Source organism: Pseudomonas sp. PVC-5-1, from assembly GCF_057444345.1.
On record NZ_CM172024.1, the window covers coordinates 2868239 to 2886134 of the forward strand.

Sequence of the window (17896 nt, forward strand, 5' to 3'; positions counted from 1 at the left end):
GAAGAACAACCATGTCGGGTAAAACAACAACAATGAACCGCACGCACTTCATTTCGGCCGCCTGGCTGGCGACCCTCGCCCTGCCGATGCCGGCGATGGCAGACTTCATCGGCGACAGCCACGCCCGGTTGGAGCTGCGCAACCATTACCTCAACCGCGATTTCCGCCAAAGCAATGCACCACAGGCCAAGGCCGAGGAATGGGGGCAGGGCTTTACTGCCAAGCTGGAGTCGGGCTTCACCGAAGGCCCGGTCGGCTTTGGTGTCGACGCCATGGGCCAACTGGGCATCAAGCTCGACTCCAGCCGCGACCGGCGCAATACCGGCCTGCTGCCTTTCGGCCCGAACAGCCATGAACCGGTCGACGACTACAGCGAACTGGGCCTGACCGGCAAGGTGCGGGTGGCCAAGAGCACCCTGCGCCTGGGGACCTTGCAACCGATCCTGCCGGTGGTGGTGTACAACGACACCCGCCTGCTGGCCTCCACCTTCCAGGGTGGCCTGCTCACCAGCCAGGACCTGGCCGGCCTGACCTTCAACGCCGGCCGCCTGACCAAGGCCAACCTGCGTGATTCCTCGGGCCGCGACGACATCGGCTACGGCGCCGCCAGCAGCGACCACCTGGACTTCGGCGGCGGCAGCTACGCCATCACCCCGCAAACCAGCGTCAGTTACTACTACGCCAAGCTCGAGGACATCTACCGCCAGCAGTTCGTCGGCCTGATCGATACCCGCCCGCTGGGCGAAGGCCTGAGCCTGCGCACCGACCTGCGCTACTTCGACAGCCGCAACGACGGCGCCGAGCGTGCCGGCAACATCGACAACCGCAACTTCAACGCCATGTTCACCCTCGGCGTACGGGCCCACAAGTTCACCGCCGCCTGGCAGCAGATGTCCGGCGACAGTGCCTTCCCGTTCGTGAACGGCGGCGACCCGTTCACCGTCAACCTGGTCACCTACAACACCTTCACCCGCGCCGGGCTGGACTCATGGCAGGTGCGCTACGACTACGACTTCGTCGCCATGGGCATCCCCGGCCTGAGCTTCATGACCCGCTACACCGATGGCCGCCACGCCGAAACCGCCACCGTCAGCAACGGCCGTGAGCGTGAGCGCGACACCGACATCACCTATGTCATCCAGAGCGGCCCGTTCAAGGACGTCAGCCTGCGCTGGCGCAACGTCACCTTCCGTTCCGGCAATGGCCTGACCAACGCCGTGGACGAAAACCGCCTGATCATCGGCTACACCGTGGCGCTGTGGTAACAGCGCCCCCTCTACATTGGAGAACAGCATGTCTGCCGCCCCTACCCTGCAAAGCTTCATCGCCGGCCGCTGGCTTGGCCAGCACGGCGCCCAGGCCCTGCGTAGCGCCCTGGATGGCCACGTTTTGGCCTACAGCCACGAAGAGCGCCCGGATTTCGCCGAGGCCGTGGACTTTGCCCGCGCCCGTGGCCTGGCCACGCTGATGGCCATGGACTTCCAGCAACGCGCTGCCCGCCTGAAGGCACTGGCGCTGTACCTGGCCGAGCGCAAGGAGCAGCTTTACGCCCTGTCCCACCACAGCGGTGCTACCCGTGCCGACAGCTGGATCGACATCGAAGGCGGCAACGCCACGCTGTTCTCCTATGCGGGCATCGGCAGCCGTGAGCTGCCGTCGGGCAACCTGGTGCACGAAGGCCCGGCCATCCCGCTGGGCAAACAGGGCCATTTCGCCGGCAGCCACATCCTGGTGCCGCGCGCCGGCGTGGCAGTGCACATCAACGCCTTCAACTTCCCCATCTGGGGCATGCTGGAGAAGTTCGCCCCGACCTTCCTGGCCGGCATGCCGTGCATCGTCAAGCCGGCGACCTCGACCAGCTACCTGACCGAGGCCGTGGTGCGCCTGATGAATGCATCCGGGCTGTTGCCCGAAGGCAGCCTGCAACTGGTGATCGGCAGCACCGGCGACCTGCTCGACCGCCTGCAAGGCCAGGACGTGGTGACCTTCACCGGTTCCGCCGACACCGCCGCCAAGTTGCGCGTCACGCCGAACCTGGTGCGCAACTCGGTGCCGTTCACCGCCGAAGCCGATTCGCTGAACTGCGCCATCCTCGGCCCGGACGTGACCCCGGACAGCGAAGAGTTCGACCTGTATATCAAAGAGGTGGTCCGCGAAATGACCACCAAGGCCGGCCAGAAATGCACCGCCATCCGCCGCGCCATCGTACCGGCCAGGCACATCGACGCGGTTGCCACGCGCCTGCGCGAGCGGCTGGCCAAGGTGGTTGTCGGTGACCCGTCGCTGGAAGGTGTGCGCATGGGCGCCCTGGCCTCCCACGACCAGCAGCACGATGTGGCCGAGCGCGTGCGCAGCCTGCTGCAGAGCTGCGAGCAGCTGTTCGGCGCCAGCGATGGCTTTGCGCCGCGTGGCGAGGGCGTAGCCGAGGGCGCGTTCTTTGCTCCGACCTTGCTGCAGGCCCGTGACCCCCATGCCGAAGGCGGTGCCCACGATATCGAAGCGTTCGGCCCGGTCAGCACGCTGATGGCCTATGACGACCTCGATGAAGCCCTGGCGCTGGCTGCGCGGGGCAAAGGCAGCCTGGTGGCGACCCTGGTCACCGCCGACCGCAGCGTGGCAGCCAAGGCCATTCCAGTGGCTGCCGCTTGGCACGGCCGCTTGCTGGTACTCGACAGCGAGGCGGCCAAGGAATCCACCGGGCATGGCTCGCCATTGCCGCAACTCAAGCACGGCGGCCCGGGCCGCGCTGGTGGTGGTGAAGAGCTGGGTGGCCTGCGTGCCGTCAAGCATTACCTGCAGCGTGCCGCAGTACAGGGTTCGCCGAGCATGCTTACGGCGGTAACCGGTGAATACGTGCGCGGTGGCGAAGTGATCGAAACCGAAGTACACCCGTTCCGCCGCTATTTCGAGCAACTGCGCATCGGCGAGTCGCTGCTCACCCACCGGCGCACCGTGACCGAAGCCGACCTGGTCAACTTCGGCTGCCTGTCGGGCGACCATTTCTACATGCACTTCGACGAGATCGCCGCCAAGCAATCGCAGTTCGGCAAGCGCATCGCCCACGGCTACTTCGTGTTGTCGGCAGCGGCCGGGCTGTTCGTCTCGCCAGGTGAAGGCCCGGTACTGGCCAACTACGGCCTGGATACCCTGCGCTTCATCAACCCGGTGGGCATCGGCGACACCATCCAGGCACGCCTGACCTGCAAACGCAAGATCGACCAGGGCAAGACCAGCCCGCTGGGCCAGCCCCAGGGCGTGGTGGCGTGGGATGTGGAGGTGACCAACCAGCTGGGTGAGCTGGTCGCCAGCTACGACATTCTCACCCTCGTGCTGAAGAAGCCCTGACAGTACCGTTGGTCAGGGGTGGTGGACATCCAACCGACCGCCCCTGGCTGTTGCCGCTCTCATTCAATGAGGGGTGGTCAATGGCTTCGCCTCTCACTCCTGTATTGGGCCCGCCTGATCGCGGGCTTTTTTTTCATCGAGAGCGAGGGTTGCGAGATGAAAGAGTTTACTGCGATGGGTGGCGGCAGCGCACAGGATGACTGGCCAGAGCTCGAGCCGGACCGGCGCAATGACCGGGCAGATGACCCGGATGCCGACCCCAATGTGACTGATGACGAAGAAAACCGCCCGGGCGTACCGGCCAGCGACCCCGAGTCCGGTGCCTAGACGGCCTGCGCGTACCTGTAGGAGCGGCTTTAGCCGCGAAGAATCCAACGCGGTGCATGGCACCGGCTGCGCCGGTGTTCGCGGGCGCGCCCGCTCCCACAGGTATGGCGCACTCCTTGAACTGGTGATGTCCCTGTGGGAGCGGGCATGCCCGCGAAGCAGGCGACACAGTGCTTTGGGCCAGGGATCACATTGTCGCCGCGGGCCCCCCCAACGACTGGTTCGGCTTGCCGCCGGATACCCGCCAGCTCACCGCGGTAATCCCGTAGCGCTCGGCCATCGGCCTGCTGACTTTCCTGATTTTTTCGCGCCCGAACTTCGGAATGATGCCGATGCCCGCATCACAACTTGCCCAATGCCAGGCCTCGGCGTTGTCCAGCGTCTCCAGACGAATAATGAAACTGCGCGGCTTGCCATGCAGTTGGTAATCGATGATGTATAGCTGTGGGCCAGGCATCGCAGGGGCCTCCTCTTCTCCATGGATGACACCCTGATTGATCGGGGTACGGCCAGAAGATTCAAAAAAATGTCGAGCAACAGGTACCAAAGGCCATTTCAGCCTCGGTATACAGGAGGTGGCCGGCACCCGGCACTGCGGGTACCGGGTGCCCAGAAGCATTCAACTCACTGTTGGCGGCCCCCGCCGTGGCTGTTCTGGCCGCCCTTGCGACCGGCCTCCGATGCCCGTTGGCGGTCGTTGGCGAAGTTGCCGCCAGAAGCCTGCCCACCCTTGTGCCCCGCACGGGAGGCCCGTTCCCGGTCATTGGCAAAATTGCCAGGGTTGGTTTCCTTGGTGCCGCCGCGCTGGCTGGTTCGTTCTTGATCCTGCGCCATGTGGTATCTCCTTGCGATGGATTGGCTGCTCGCATGGATGTTTGCCATGCCTTGGTTCCGAGCCGCCAATCACACAGTCTGCTCAATGGTTTTGCCGGCAACTGACCAGTGGCACCAAACATGGGCCGGCAAAAGGTTTGCGTGACGGAAGCAGGCGGGTCGCACTTTCCTTCGCAAGCAGAGGTCTCAATAACATGGCGACGGCCTATAATCCCGCCACACACACGCCCGATGATGCTGCTAAGGGCGGAACGTTCCGGTCTGCACAAGGCTCCGTCCATGAAGTCGTCCCCCAAGCAACCTGCCTCGCCCCAGAACCCGGCACTCAGCCCCAGTCACCTGGATTTTCCGGTGGTGGGCATCGGTGCATCGGCAGGCGGCCTGGAAGCGATCTGTACGCTGTTCCGGCAAATGCCCAGCGATTGCGGCATGGCCTTCGTCGTGGTCCTGCACCTGTCCCCCGACCACCAGAGCGTCGCCGACCGCATCATCCAGGACACCACGCAAATGCCGGTGCGCCAGGTGACTGAGCCGGTGCCCATCGAGCGCAACCATATCTACGTGATTTCACCGGCCAATCGCCTGTCCACCAACGACGGCTACCTGCGGGTGACCCCGGCCAACCGGCGCCGTGGCGACCACGTGGCCATCGACCTGTTCTTCCGTGACCTGGCTGATGTGCACAAGGACCACGCCTTCTGCGTGGTGTTGTCCGGTACCGGTGCCGATGGCGCTGTGGGCCTGTCGCGGATCAAGGAGCAAGGCGGTGTGACCCTGGCGCAGACACCGGACGACGCCCAGTACGACAGCATGCCCCGTGCCGCAATCGAGACCGGCATGGTCGACCTGGTGCTGCCGGCGGCAGAAATCCCGCAGAAGCTGCTGGAGCTGTGGCGCAATGCCCGCCAGGTCAGGCTCCCGGAAATCGAAGACGATACCCTGCCTCCGGCCTTGGGCACCCGAGTCGGCGATGCCCAGGCCAGCGAGCCGATGCTCGAAGAGATCCTGCTGCAGTTGCGCAGCAATACCGGCCACGACTTCCAGCACTACAAGCGCGCCACGGTACTGCGACGCATCGAGCGCCGCCTGCATGTGACCGGCCAGGCAGACCTGGCGGCCTACCTGCATTACCTGGAACAGTACCCCGCGGAATCCAGGGCCTTGCTGGCCGACATGCTGATCGGCGTGACCAATTTCTTCCGCGACCGCGAAGCGTTCGAAGCCCTGGAGCGCCATGTGTTGCCACAGCTGGTCTGCGAACGCGACCCGGCCGAGGGCGCGGACGAGATACGCGTGTGGTCGGCCGGCTGCTCCACCGGCGAAGAGGCGTACAGCCTCGCCATGCTGGTTTGCGAGCAGCTGGCACTGGAGCAGCGCTCGCACAAGGTACAGGTGTTCGCCACCGACCTGGACGAACGCGCCATCGGCATCGCCCGCAGTGGCTCATACCCCGAGGCGATCGTCACCGACGTGCCGCCCAGCCGGCTGCGCCAGTTCTTCCTCAAGGAAGACCAGCATTACCGGGTGCGCAAAGAGGTTCGCGAAAAGGTGCTGTTCGCCCGGCACAACCTGCTGTCGGACCCACCGTTCTCGCAGATCGACCTGATTGTCTGCCGCAACCTGCTGATCTACCTGGACCGCGAGGTGCAGCGTGACATCCTGCAGATGTTCCACTTCGCTCTGCGCCCGGGTGGCTACCTGTTCCTCGGGTCGTCCGAGTCGGCCGACATGGCCAGTGAACTGTTCGCCCCGGTGGACAAACGCAACCGCATTTTCCGCGCACTCGATGCCAGCAATACCGGCCGCCGTTCCGGCCGTCAGCTGGCCGGCACATCTGCCGCCAGCATGCCACTGGAAACGCTGGCCAAGGCCAAGCCGGGGCGCAAGCCATCCTTCGCCGACCTGCACTACCGCGCCCTGGCGCGCCGCATGCCGCCCAGCCTGATCGTCGATATCGACGGCAATATCCTGCACATGAGCGAAGGCGCAGGGCGTTTCCTGCAACTGGCCGGTGGCGAACCGAGCCGCAGCCTGCTCAACCTGGTGCTGCCGCCCCTGCGCCTGGCCCTGCGCAGCACCTTGTTCCAGGCGCGTCAGGGGACCGAGGCGGTGACCTCGCGCCCTGTCGACCTGGCGGAAACCATGGGCAAACTGCAGGTGGAGATCACCGTGCAGCCGTACAAGGACGACCTCAGCGCCAGCGATTGCCTGCTGGTGATGTTCGAGGAACGCGCGCCCGACCCATCCCTGCCGTTGCCCGGCGTCATCCGCCAGACCGACAGCATGGTGCTGCACAACCTCGAACGCGAACTGCAGCGCACTCGCCTGCAACTGCAGGAAACCATCGAGCAGTCAGAGGTCTCCAGCGAGGAGCTGACGGCTTCCAACGAAGAGATGCAGGCCATCAACGAGGAGTTGCGGTCGGCCAGCGAAGAACTGGAAACCAGCAAGGAAGAGCTGCAGTCGATCAACGAGGAACTGCTCACGGTCAACTACGAGCTGAAGAACAAGGTCGAGGAAACCGACAAGGTCAACGACTACCTCAGCAACCTGATCGCCTGCACCGAGATCGCCACGGTGTTCGTCGACCGCAACCTGCATATTCGCTGGTTCACGCCCCGCGCCACCGACCTCTTCAATATCCTGCCAGTCGATACCGGCCGTTCCCTGCTCGACATCACCCACTGCCTGGATTACCCGGCGCTGGCCGACGATGCCCGCGCCGTGGCCCAGGGCGAGGCCATCATCGAGCGTGAAATCGGCGGCCAAAGCGATCACTGGTACCTGGCGCGCCTGCTGCCCTACCGCTCCAGCGAGCAGAAAATCGACGGCACGGTGCTGACCTTCATCGACATCAGCAGCAGCCATGCCGCCGAAGAGCGCGTGCGCCTGGGCGAAGAGCGCCTGAGCAAGCAGTTGGCCGAGACGCAGAGCAACAACCACATGAAGGACGAGTTCTTCGCCGTCATGTCCCATGAGCTCAAGCACCCGCTCAACCTGATCCAGCTCAATGCCGAAATCCTGCGCCGCCTGCCGTCGCTGCGCAACATCAGTGCAGCGAGCAAGGCCGTTGGTACCATTTGCGACGCGGTAACCAGCCAGGCGCGGATCATCGACGACCTGCTGGATGTGGCGCGCATTCGGACCGGCAAGCTTAAGCTCAAGACCCAACCTGTGGATCTGCTCGCCCTCCTGCAGGGCATCCATGATGTGGTGGTGAGCGAGCAACACCCCTGCCCGGTACGCCTGGAGCTGCCCGCCGACACCCTGCCGGTGATGATCGAAGGTGACGTTACCCGCCTGGAGCAGATCATCTGGAACCTGCTCAACAACGCGCTGAAGTTCAGCCCGGCGGGCAATGAGATACGCCTGGTGCTGAGCCACGACGAAAACCACGCGCGGTTGCAGGTGATCGACCATGGCGTAGGCCTGAGCCACGACAGCCTCGAGCACATCTTCGACCTGTTCAGCCAGGCTACGCCGCAACAGGCCAGTCACAGTCGCGAGGGCCTGGGCATCGGCCTGTCGCTGGTACGGCAACTGGTCGAGGCTCATGGCGGTAGCGTACGCGCCAAGTCACCGGGGCTTGGCCTGGGCTGCACCTTTGAGGTCACCCTGCCACTTTGCGATACGCAACTCCCGCAGCGTGAGCAAGGCTCGGAGCTACTGAGCGAGGGCCGCCTTAATGGAATTCGCGTGTTGCTGGTGGACGATTCCGTAGAAGTGCTGGCGGTAATGCAGGAGCTGCTGGAAATGGAGAGCGCCACTGTCAATGCCTTCAGCAAGCCACGTGAGGCCCTGGACGCCGCTGCGGGTGAGGAGTACGACATCATCCTGTCCGATATCGGCATGCCGGTGATGGACGGCCATGCGCTGATCAAGGCCCTGCGTGGCTACGTGCACCTTCGCCATACCCCGGCCATCGCCCTGACCGGCTATGGCGCCAGCGCCGACCAGTACAAGTCACGCCAGTCCGGCTTTGACCGGCACCTGAACAAACCGGTGGGCTATGACGAGCTGGTCGAGGCGATCGAGGCCCTCAGCGGCTCGGTGCCCTACTGACCGTTGCAGGCAGCGGAGCGTGATTTGCTTGAGGAAACCGGGTTGCAGGCAGAGTCGCTGACCTTGTTGATGCGTCATGAAGCGGCAGAGCGCATGCATTATGTGTTCGAAGCGGAGTTCGCCGACGCCCCACATCCCAAGGCCCTGCGTGAAATTGCTGATTGCCGGTTCGCCCACCCGGACCAGGTGCCCATGCTCAAGGACGAGATCAAGCTGCTGATCCGCTCGTTGCTGGCGTGTGACCGGGCAATGGCAGCGTCAGTGAGGTAGACCTTTTTCTCCTGTGCCGGCCCTTTCGCGGGCTTGCCCGCTCCCACAAGTACTTCACCGCTTCTGAAGCATGTGCTGAACCTGTGGGAGCGGGCATGCCCGCGACGAGGCCGGCACAGGTATCAGCTAGGCATGCACACTCCACTGACACGCCTCCGCCTCGATCGGCATCTCGTCTATGGCATGGATCATCCCGTTCGCCAATGCGTCCCGGGGCCCGAGTATCCGCGGGTAGGCCATCAGATACCGTGGTACATCCAGCACCTCGTCCGCCCCTTCGGTCCGCTCGGCGACGATTTGCGCGTATAACCGCAGGTCATAATCCAGGCTCATCGCGTATTCAGCCATGCGTGAGTGGTCGACCGAGCCATGCAAGGTCCAGTGGAAAGGATGAAACAGGAACTTGCTGTAACTGCATGCCGTGCGCCGTTCCCCGGCCAGGAAGATGATGTTGCCCATGGATTCCACCGTGCCCAGGTTGTGGGTATGCACCTCGACCGGTAACGCCCGCAGAAAGTTGTACAAGGTAAACCCGTAACTGCACTCGCCGCCCATGGTGGCAATGTTCAGTTGCAGGATGTCGGCGCCCTGCTGCAACGCCCGCGAACAGGTGTTGATCAGGTTGCCGCAGGTAGATGAATTGATAGGCCCGGTGAAGTGGACGATATGTCTGGCCATGCTTGCCTCCAGAGTTGGCAGGTCATTCCTTGGTTGAATGCGCATCGTCACCCTGCCCGGCCATCTGCCGGTATTGCTTGCGCAGGGCATGCAGCTCGGCCGGATCCATGTCTTCAAGGTCCAGCAGCGCCTTGTGCGCCTTTTGGGTTGTGCGCAACAGCTCATCGATCTTGATGTGCAGTTCGTCGTTGTCGCGGTTCTGGGTGTTCTGGATCAGGAACACCATGAGAAACGTGATGATGGTGGTCGAGGTGTTGATCACCAGTTGCCAAGTGTCGTTGAAGCCGAACAGCGGCCCGGTCACTGCCCAGATCAGGATCAGCAGGCAGGCGATGCCAAAAGTCAGCGGGCGGCCGGCCCAATTGGCCAGCCATTGGGCGAAACGGTCGAATTTCATCCTGGCGCCCTTCCTCGTAGCAGGTATGCGGTGGAAACGCCGCGGGCCGCAAAGTTCCACGCCGCATCAGCCTTTTCCGTTGGTCAACCATGCTGAACCCTGGCCGCTGTTCACCAGTCGCACCTTCAGAGTGACCGAACAAGGACTGGCAATGAGGAAGGCAGCGTGAGCGATATCCGCATCGGCATCTCCGGTTGGCGCTACGGCCCGTGGCGCAAGGATTTCTACCCGAAGGGCCTACCCCAGGACGACGAACTGGCGTTCGCTTCGCGGGCGGTCAACAGCATTGAAATCAACGGCTCGTTCTACAGCCTGCAAACACCCGAACGCTACCAGGGCTGGCATGACCAGACGCCGCCCGGCTTCGTGTTCGCGGTAAAAGCCCCGCGCTACATCACCCATGTACGGCGGCTCAAGGACATCGAAGAAGCCGTGGCCAATTTCTTCGCATCCGGGCCGCTGCTGCTCGGCAAGAAGCTGGGCCCGTTCCTGTGGCAGTTTCCGCCGAACATGAAGTTCGACGAGGGCCGCTTCGCCCGTTTTCTCGAACTGTTGCCGCACAGTCGCAAGGCTGCCCGCGAATGCGCGCAGGGGTGTGCGCAACGGCTGCGGGACAACGGCAGCACCGATATCAAGGGCAACGCACGGCTGCGCCACGCTGTGGAAGTCCGCAACGAGAGCTTTTTGTGCGAAGCCTTCATCAAGTTGCTGCGCAAGCACCAGGTAGCGCTGGTAGTGGCCGACAGCGCCGGGAAATGGCCGTATGTCGAAGACCTTACCGCCGACTTCGTGTACATGCGCCTGCATGGCGATGTCGAGCTGTACAGCAGTGGCTATACCGCCCAGGCGCTGCGGCGCTGGAAGCAGCGCATCCAGCACTGGAGCCAGGGCCGCCAGGCCGACGATGCCCAGCTGGTGGTGCCTGGGCCGCCACCACGGCGCGCTGCCCGGGACGTCTACTGCTATTTCGACAACGACCAGAAAGTCCATGCACCTTATGACGCCCGGCGCCTGTTGCAGAAGCTGTCGCTGGACCATGAACTGATGACCGAGCCTGGCGTGGTGCCGGAGGTGACCCTGTGAACAGGACCCTGCCTGCCCCGCGCGGCATCATCGACAAGATCACCGCCGTGCGTCGGCTGAATGTACTGACGTTGAACGTGCACAAGGGCTTCACCTTCTTCAACCGGCGCTTCATCCTGCCCGAATTGCGCGAAGCCGTGCGCGCCACCGGCGCCGACCTGGTGTTCCTGCAGGAAGTGCACGGTAGCCACCAGCAACATGCCCTACGCCACCCGGCCTGGCCGGATACGCCACAGTACGAGTTCCTGGCCGACAGCATGTGGCCGCAGTTCGCCTACGGCCGCAATGCGGTGTACCCCCATGGGGACCACGGCAATGCGCTGCTGTCGAAATTCCCCATCAGCCGCTTCGACAACCTGGACGTCTCGGTGCAGGGCAACGAGCAGCGCGGGCTGCTGCACTGCCAGCTGGAGGTGCCGGGCCATGACCAGGTACATGCGGTGTGCGTGCACCTCGGCCTGCGCGAGGCCCACCGGCAACGCCAGGTAAAGCTGCTGCTGGACCTGCTCGACAGCCTGCCGCCCAAGGCGCCGGTAATCATCGCCGGCGATTTCAACGATTGGCGGCTGAAGGCCGATGCCGTGCTGTGCGAACACCTGGTAGAGGCCTTCGGCGAGCATTTCGGCACCCCGGCGCGCAGTTTTCCGGCGCGTCTGCCGCTGTTGCGCCTGGACCGCATCTACCTGCGCAATGCCATGCCCGGCACTGCCCAGGTGCTGTCGAAGTACCCGTGGTCGCACCTTTCCGACCACGCCCCTCTGGCTGCGGAGATCAAACTGTGAACCGACCCTGGGTAGACGGCAACAGCGTGCAGTTGCTGATCAATGGCGAGCAATACTACCCCCGCGTGTTCGAGGCCATGGCCCAGGCACGGGAGGAAATCCTGCTGGAGACCTTCATCATCTTCGATGACAAGGTTGGCCAGCAATTGCAGCAGGTGCTGATCGCTGCCGCCCAACGCGGCGTGCGTGTCGAAGTGGCCGTGGATGGCTACGGCACGGCCGACCTGCCCGACTCCTTCATTGCGGCCATGACCGATGCCGGGGTCAGTTTCCATGCCTTCGACCCGCAGCCGCGGCTGGTGGGCATGCGCACTAACCTGTTCCGGCGCCTGCACCGCAAGATCGTGGTCGTCGATGGCGAGCGGGCCTTCATTGGCGGCATCAACTACAGCGCCGACCACCTGGGCGATTTTGGTGCCATGGCCAAGCAGGACTATGCCGTGGAAGTCGCCGGCCCGGTGGTGGCGCAGGTGCATGCCGCCAGCAAGCGCCTGATGTCGCCGGTGCTGCAGCCGCCCAGCGCGGTACGGCCGCTGACCGAGCCTGCCGGTACCTGCAGCGCCGTGCTGGTCGAGCGCGACAACGGGGTGCGCAGCACCGATATCGAGGCCCACTACCTGCAGGCGTTTCGCAGCGCCCGGCAGCGCATCGTGGTGGCCAACGCGTATTTCTTCCCGGGCTACCGGTTGATGCGTGAACTGCGCAATGCGTCCCGGCGTGGCGTGGAGGTGCGGCTGATCCTGCAGGGCCAGCCAGACATGCGCTGGGTGCGGGCGCTGTCGCGGCTGTTGTACAACTACCTGCTGCGCGATGGTGTGGCCATTCACGAGTATTGCCAGCGGCCGCTGCACGGCAAGGTGGCGCTGGTGGACGATGAGTGGGCCACGGTCGGCTCCAGCAACCTGGACCCGCTCAGCCTGTCGTTCAACCTGGAAGCCAACCTGTTCATCCGTGATCGCGCCTTCAACCAGCAGCTCAACCAGCACCTGCAGCAGCTGGCCCGCGAACAATGCAAGCCGGTCACCCTGGAACGCATGGTTCGCGGCTACTGGTGGCGGGCGCCGCTGATATTCGTGTGCTTCCACGTGATCCGCCATTTCCCGCGGATTGCCGGCTGGTTCCCGGCGCACCGCCAGCACCTGCGCTCGGTGCAGCCGGAGGCCGAGGCACAGGGTGACTACCACGAGGGCCAAACCTGATGGCGCGTAAACACTGGCAAACCTGGGGCAAGCGGCTGTTCACCCTGGCATTCCTGATCCTGATCCCTGCGCTGTTGTACCTGCTGGCGCGCAACCTGGACTGGAACGAAGTGCGCCAGTCGTTGCTGGCCTACAAGCCCGGCACCCTGGCCATAGGCCTAGTGGTGGCCGGGTGCAGCTACCTGACGTTCGCCAGCTACGACCTGCTGGCCCGGGCCTACACCGGCCACCACCTGCCAGCCCGCCAGGTGTTGCCAGTGGCCTTCGTGTGCTATGCCTTCAACCTCAACTTCACCACCTGGGTGGGTGGCGTTGCCTTGCGTTACCGGCTGTACAGCCGCCTGGGCCTGGACACGGCTACCATCACCCGCATCCTCACCCTGGGCCTGCTGACCAACTGGATGGGCTACATGCTGCTGGCTGGCACCGTGTTCGCCTTGCGCCTGGTCGAGCTGCCCGCCAACTGGGCGGTCGGTGCCAGCGGCCTGCAACTGATCGGCGTGGTGTTGCTGGCGATTGCCGCTGGCTACCTGCTGGCCTGTGGCTTCGCCAAAAAGCGCACCTGGCGCTGGCGCGACCATGAGGTTACGCTGCCGTCGCTGCGCCTGGCGCTGTGCCAGGTTGTACTGGGTGCCAGCAACTGGGCGCTGATGGCGCTGCTGATCTTCTGGTTGCTGCCTGGCGAAGCCTTTTACCCGTCGATTCTTGGCATCCTGCTGATCAGCTGCGTTGCTGGTGTGGTTGCGCATATCCCGGCCGGGCTGGGTGTGCTGGAAACGGTGTTCCTGGCCCTGCTGCATGGGCAGCTTGCCCAGGGCACGCTGGTGGCGGCCCTGCTGGGCTACCGTACGCTGTACTACCTGGTGCCGCTGTTGCTGGCGGTGCTTGTCTACCTGATCCTCGAGAAACGCGCCAAGGCCATGCGCCGGCGCGACAAGCCTGCCCAGACCTGACAAGGGCCATTGGCCCGGGAGGTGGCAAATGCGTGGCGCTGTCTTGAAGCCGATGTTGATACTGATGATGGCCAGCCTGCTCAGCGGCCAGGCCCTGGCCGAAGCCTGCAACGTGCTCACCCGTTCCTCCAGCGAGGCGGTAACGCCGGTGGAGCGACACAGCTGCTACAGCTACAGCAACCTGCCCGCCGAAGCGATCAACTGGTCGTGCAGCAATGAGAGCAAGGACATGCTCAACAGCGAAAAGCACAAGGTCGCGCGTTGTGCCGATGGCAGCGTTGGCAGTTGCATCGCGCCATTGACCCAGGAGGCATTGGCCAACCCCAAGGCAACTGGCGGTGACAAGCCGGCGTTGCCCAAGGATGCGCGGGTGATCACCTACTACTACGACACCCCCAGCCTGGGCCAGGCCCGCACCGATTGCGAGCGTAGCAACGGCATCTGGCAGACTCACTGATTCTGCGGGCCTGCGCGCTGCTTTGTGTAGGAGCGGCCTTGTGTCGCGAAAGGGCCGCAGCGGGGCCCCAGGATTTCAGCTTCGCACGGAAAATTGCCGGGGCCGCTTTGCGGCCCTTTCGCGACGCAAGGCCGCTCCTACAGGATCATCACAGCCCCATAGACCTATGCAGAACCTATGAGACGGCGATGTTTCAGGGTGAAATCGGGTCACTCGCCGGGAAGGTCTCGTCCAGCGCATTGTCCACGGCGCTTTCCTTGGTTTTTCCCCCGCAGTGGCAATCCGGCATCCGGCACGGCTCGCCATTGCGATGCCCGCTGGCACAGGCCTCGCAGCAATACACCTTGCCTTCGAGCTGCAAGGCATTGGCATCCACGGTGCAGGAACAATCTGCACAGGCACAACGCAACTCGTTCATGGCTTGCTCTCCTCGTCATCGATCACATCATCGGTCCACGGTTCGCCATCAAGCGGTGCGGAGCGGGCCAGTTCGGCTTCGTCCAGGCCTATGCCGCCGCCAATCTCATTGGCCTCTACCCGCCTAAGGGTCTTGTCTGCAGGGCCACCGCTGCCACCGGGTTCGTGCGGGTCACGGGCGCCGGTCTCGTCCAGCAAGGTGTCCGGGCTCAGGTCGTCGTAGGTGACGTTGTCCTCGTGCAGGCTGTCGCTCAACGCCTCGCCGCCAGTCATGCCGCTTTCGGCCACGCGCCGGGGCGGGAACTCGCGGGCCACGTCCGCGGCCGGTCGCTCGTCACCCGCACGCCCCTCGCGCTCGTCCAGGCGCTCGTCGAAGTCCAGTTCATGCACGCTGCCCATGCGGTCTTCGGTGTCGTCGATTTCAGTGGGGGTATAGGGCTTCGGTTTATCTGTTCGGGCCATGTGCGTTCTCCGTCAGGTGGCTTCAATCGGTCGACTGCACTTGATGTTTGAAGATTCAGAGTTTTTTTGAACTACCGTCCGGGCCGCTGCCTCCCAGATTAGAGACTGCGAACCGCCCGGAGCCCGCCATGGCCAAGCCCCTGCAGGAATATGCGCGCAAGCGCGACTTCAATGCCACGCCCGAGCCCAGCGGCAAGCGCAGCCGTGGCAAACGGGCCCACGCGCTGCAGTTCTGCATCCAGAAGCACGATGCCAGCCACCTGCACTACGACTTCCGCCTGGAACTCGATGGCACGCTGAAAAGCTGGGCCATCCCCAAAGGGCCGTCGCTGGACCCCAAGGTGCGCCGCCTGGCCGTGCACGTGGAGGACCACCCGCTGGACTACGCCGACTTCGAAGGCCATATCCCCGAAGGGCATTACGGCGCGGGCGACGTGATCGTCTGGGACCGGGGCATCTGGGAGCCCGAAGGTGATGCGCATGAGGCCTATGCCAAGGGCAAACTGCGTTTCCGCCTGCAAGGCGAAAAGCTCGGCGGTGTATGGAACCTGTTCCGCACCCACCTGGCCGGCAAGAAGGAGCAGTGGATGCTGGTCAAGTCGCACGACGGCCTGGCGCGCAGCGAAGCCGACTACAGCATCGTCGACGCCCAGCCCGACAGCGTGCTCAGCGACCGCACGCTGGTGCCGCGCAAGCCGACAGCAAAAAAGGCCGCCGCGCCACGTCGCAAAGCCGCCAGCAAAGGCCGGAAGGTGCCGTTGCCGGCGCAGCTGCAGCCACAACTGGCGACCTTGGTCGACTCCCCGCCCAGTGGCGACTGGCGCTACGAGGTCAAGTTCGACGGTTACCGCATCCTTGCCCGCATCGACGGTGATGACGTGCGCCTGTTCACCCGCAATGGCCATGACTGGAGCGGCAAGATGCCCAGGCAGGTTGCCGCTTTGCGTGCGCTGGGCCTCGATTCGGCCTGGCTCGATGGCGAGGTGGTGGTGGCTGGCGAAGACGGCGCGGCGGACTTCCAGGCGCTGCAGAACGCTTTCGACACCGAGCATGACGAGCACATCACCTATTACCTGTTCGACTTGCCCTTCCTGGGCGGCCAGGACCTGCGCCAATTACCGCTGCAGGACCGGCGCGACACCTTGCAGCGCTTGCTGGAACACAACGAATCGGACGTACTCAAGTACTCCGCCGACTTTGACCAGCCGGTCGAATCCCTGCTCGACAGCGCCTGCCGGCTGCAACTCGAAGGCCTGATCGGCAAGCGCGTCGACAGCCCCTACAGCGGCCGCCGCAGCCCCGACTGGATCAAGCTCAAGTGCAAGCAGCGCCAGGAGTTCGTGATCGTCGGCTACACCGACCCCAAAGGCAGCCGCAGCGGCTTTGGTGCCCTGCTGCTGGCCTTGCACGACAACGACAGCGGCGAGTTGCGCTATGCCGGCAAGGTCGGCACCGGCTTCAGTGCAACCACGCTGGCCAGCATCCATGCCCGGCTCAAACCATTGGAAACCGCCAAGCCGGCCCTGCCCAACCCGCCCACCGGGGCCGAAGCCCGGGGCGTGCACTGGCTGAAACCGCAACTGCTGGCCGAAGTCGCTTATGCCCAGATGACCCGTGACGGCATCGTGCGCCACTCGGTGTTCCACGGCCTGCGCGATGACAAACCGGCTACCGCCATCGACCTGGAGCGCAGCATGCCCGCCAAGACCCTGCCCAAGCGCAAGCAGGCCAAGGCCCCCGAGGCTTTGGGCGAGCTGCGCCTGACCCACCCCGAGCGGGTGGTCGACGCCACCAGCGGCGTTACCAAGCGCGAGGTCGCCGAGTACTACGCCGCAGTCAGCCAATGGATACTGCCCCAGCTCAAGAATCGCCCGGTGGCGCTGGTACGTGCACCGGACGGGCTGGCCGGGGAGCTGTTCTTCCAGAAGAACGCCGGCCAGTTGCATCTGCCCAACGTGCTCAGCTATGACAAGGCCGAGGCCGGCCAGGCGGCGATGGTCATCAATCGCGCCGACACCTTGATCGGCGCAGTGCAGATGAACATGCTCGAACTGCACACCTGGAACGCCACCGACAAGGACTTCGACAAGCCCGACCGCTTCGTCCTCGACCTTGACCCGGACCCGGCGCTGCCGTGGAAGGCCATGCTGGAAGCCACCCAACTGGCCCTCACCTTGCTGGATGAACTGGGCCTGAAGGTGTTTCTCAAGACCAGTGGCGGCAAAGGCATGCACCTGGTAGTGCCCATGACCCGGCGTGCCAGCTGGGATGAGGTCAAGGCATTCAGCCACGGCATCGTCGATTACCTGGCCAGGTTGTTCCCCGACAGGCTCAGTGCCGTGTCCGGGCCCAAAAATCGCATCGGGCGCATCTTCATCGACTACCTGCGCAACGGCAAGGGGGCTACCACCGCCTGCGCGTATACCCTGCGCGCCCGCGAAGGCCTGCCGGTATCCGTGCCGATCTGGCGCGAGGAACTGCCGCAACTCAAGGGCGCCAACCAGTGGAACATCGGCAACGTGCTTGAACGACTGGCCGATGTGGACGACCCCTGGGCCGATTATGGCAAGACCAGGCAATCGATCACCGTGGGCATGCGCAAGCAGCTGGGGCTGGCCTGATGACGACTT

The 17896-nt window shown here is 64.2% G+C and carries 16 protein-coding genes and 1 pseudogene; 11 read left to right on the top strand and 6 right to left on the bottom strand.

Features of this window, described 5'->3' with window-relative positions; genetic code table 11:
- The first annotated feature begins 32 nt into the window (after positions 1-32).
- From AC2T3R_RS13105 to AC2T3R_RS13115, 3 genes are all read left to right on the top strand, one after another.
- Positions 33-1265 carry an OprD family porin gene (locus AC2T3R_RS13105; protein WP_031324467.1) on the top strand — a complete coding sequence of 411 codons (1233 nt, stop codon included), beginning with the start codon at positions 33-35 and terminating at the stop codon, positions 1263-1265.
- Between the two features lie 28 nt (positions 1266-1293).
- Positions 1294-3345, top strand: a complete 2052-nt coding sequence (gene paaZ / locus AC2T3R_RS13110) for a phenylacetic acid degradation bifunctional protein PaaZ (RefSeq protein WP_253153151.1) — start codon at positions 1294-1296, stop codon at positions 3343-3345.
- A gap of 156 nt (positions 3346-3501) precedes the next feature.
- Positions 3502-3672 (top strand): hypothetical protein, encoded by a 171-nt coding sequence (locus AC2T3R_RS13115; protein WP_155252250.1) that lies wholly within the window; start codon positions 3502-3504, stop codon positions 3670-3672.
- Positions 3673-3859: 187 nt separating this feature from the next.
- On the opposite strand, the gene AC2T3R_RS13120 is transcribed toward AC2T3R_RS13115, so the two are convergent.
- Together AC2T3R_RS13120 and AC2T3R_RS13125 are read right to left on the bottom strand one after the other, a co-directional pair.
- On the bottom strand, positions 3860-4129 hold the full coding sequence (locus AC2T3R_RS13120; RefSeq protein ID WP_061302273.1) for a DUF6555 family protein: 270 nt from the start codon (positions 4127-4129) through the stop codon (positions 3860-3862).
- Positions 4130-4296: 167 nt separating this feature from the next.
- Positions 4297-4506 (bottom strand): con-10 family general stress protein, encoded by a 210-nt coding sequence (locus AC2T3R_RS13125; RefSeq protein WP_003259459.1) that lies wholly within the window; start codon positions 4504-4506, stop codon positions 4297-4299.
- A gap of 279 nt (positions 4507-4785) precedes the next feature.
- Here AC2T3R_RS13125 and AC2T3R_RS13130 point away from each other — a divergent pair, with 279 nt between their 5' ends.
- Both AC2T3R_RS13130 and AC2T3R_RS13135 read left to right on the top strand, forming a co-directional pair.
- The gene (locus tag AC2T3R_RS13130; RefSeq protein ID WP_486745257.1) at positions 4786-8568 is read left to right on the top strand and encodes a CheR family methyltransferase; all 3783 of its coding nucleotides are present in this window, start codon (positions 4786-4788) and stop codon (positions 8566-8568) included.
- Positions 8569-8838, top strand: a pseudogene (locus AC2T3R_RS13135) (NUDIX domain-containing protein); the annotation flags it as partial. It abuts the gene before it with no gap.
- A gap of 126 nt (positions 8839-8964) precedes the next feature.
- Here the strand turns inward: AC2T3R_RS13135 and AC2T3R_RS13140 are convergent.
- Together AC2T3R_RS13140 and AC2T3R_RS13145 are read right to left on the bottom strand one after the other, a co-directional pair.
- Positions 8965-9516, bottom strand: coding sequence for an ATP-dependent Clp protease proteolytic subunit (locus AC2T3R_RS13140; RefSeq protein ID WP_410953546.1), 552 nt, complete (start codon positions 9514-9516; stop codon positions 8965-8967).
- A gap of 22 nt (positions 9517-9538) precedes the next feature.
- Entirely contained in the window at positions 9539-9913 is a 375-nt protein-coding gene (locus AC2T3R_RS13145) for a low affinity iron permease family protein (RefSeq protein ID WP_003259456.1), read from the bottom strand.
- A 165-nt stretch (positions 9914-10078) separates the two neighbouring features.
- Here AC2T3R_RS13145 and AC2T3R_RS13150 point away from each other — a divergent pair, with 165 nt between their 5' ends.
- The 5 genes from AC2T3R_RS13150 to AC2T3R_RS13170 are packed head-to-tail and all read left to right on the top strand — an operon-like array spanning position 10079 to position 14387.
- Positions 10079-10996 carry a DUF72 domain-containing protein gene (locus AC2T3R_RS13150; RefSeq protein WP_486745258.1) on the top strand — a complete coding sequence of 306 codons (918 nt, stop codon included), beginning with the start codon at positions 10079-10081 and terminating at the stop codon, positions 10994-10996.
- A complete protein-coding gene (locus tag AC2T3R_RS13155) occupies positions 10993-11778 on the top strand; it encodes an endonuclease/exonuclease/phosphatase family protein (protein WP_410953544.1) in 786 nt (261 codons plus the stop codon). The genes AC2T3R_RS13150 and AC2T3R_RS13155 overlap by 4 nt, the downstream gene beginning before the upstream one ends.
- Positions 11775-12977, top strand: coding sequence for a cardiolipin synthase ClsB (gene clsB / locus AC2T3R_RS13160; RefSeq protein ID WP_100413619.1), 1203 nt, complete (start codon positions 11775-11777; stop codon positions 12975-12977). The genes AC2T3R_RS13155 and clsB overlap by 4 nt, the downstream gene beginning before the upstream one ends.
- A complete protein-coding gene (locus AC2T3R_RS13165) occupies positions 12977-13930 on the top strand; it encodes a lysylphosphatidylglycerol synthase domain-containing protein (RefSeq protein ID WP_410953543.1) in 954 nt (317 codons plus the stop codon). Before clsB ends, AC2T3R_RS13165 begins: the two co-directional genes overlap by 1 nt.
- Positions 13931-13958: 28 nt before the next feature.
- Positions 13959-14387 (top strand): hypothetical protein, encoded by a 429-nt coding sequence (locus AC2T3R_RS13170; RefSeq protein ID WP_054573294.1) that lies wholly within the window; start codon positions 13959-13961, stop codon positions 14385-14387.
- 193 nt (positions 14388-14580) lie between these two features.
- Here the strand turns inward: AC2T3R_RS13170 and AC2T3R_RS13175 are convergent, their stop codons facing one another.
- Both AC2T3R_RS13175 and AC2T3R_RS13180 read right to left on the bottom strand, forming a co-directional pair.
- Positions 14581-14805 carry a metallothionein gene (locus AC2T3R_RS13175; RefSeq protein ID WP_054573293.1) on the bottom strand — a complete coding sequence of 75 codons (225 nt, stop codon included), beginning with the start codon at positions 14803-14805 and terminating at the stop codon, positions 14581-14583.
- Entirely contained in the window at positions 14802-15266 is a 465-nt protein-coding gene (locus tag AC2T3R_RS13180; protein ID WP_038409647.1) for a hypothetical protein, read from the bottom strand. Before AC2T3R_RS13180 ends, AC2T3R_RS13175 begins: the two co-directional genes overlap by 4 nt.
- A 128-nt stretch (positions 15267-15394) precedes the next feature.
- Here AC2T3R_RS13180 and ligD point away from each other — a divergent pair, with 128 nt between their 5' ends.
- Complete coding sequence (gene ligD / locus AC2T3R_RS13185; RefSeq protein ID WP_486743746.1) at positions 15395-17887, top strand: DNA ligase D; 2493 nt, start codon at positions 15395-15397, stop codon at positions 17885-17887.
- Positions 17888-17896 lie beyond the last annotated feature (9 nt).